Here is a 306-nt window from a genome sequence, read left to right as displayed (position 1 = left end):
TGGCCCATGCCGTGCTCGCCGCTGGCCGACGGCAGCTCGCCCCGGGCGCGCAGTTCATCGAAGTTGCCGTCGGGGGCATCCTGAGTGAAGAAGTAGTAGGCGATACCGGTGAGGAACAGCACCACGCCGGGGACCACCATGGCCAGGCGCCAGCCCAGGGCCTCGTTGACGCCGAGCATCAGGATCCCGGAGAAGATCAGCGGCATCAGGATCTGGGTGGTGCCACCGCCCAGGTTGCCCCAGCCGGCGCTGGTGGCATTGGCGGTGCCCACCACGTTGGGGGCAAACATCACCGAGGTGTGGTAC

Annotated in this window: 1 pseudogene; it reads right to left on the bottom strand. The window is 67.6% G+C overall.

The window, feature by feature from the left end:
• Nucleotides 1-306: pseudogene (locus Q673_RS0118835) on the bottom strand (MFS transporter); the annotation flags it as partial.

Origin of the sequence: Halomonas sp. PBN3, from assembly GCF_000475415.1 — a bacterium.
Classification (GTDB): domain Bacteria; phylum Pseudomonadota; class Gammaproteobacteria; order Pseudomonadales; family Halomonadaceae; genus Halomonas; species Halomonas shengliensis.
This window is presented reverse-complemented; position numbering and strand designations above follow the sequence as displayed.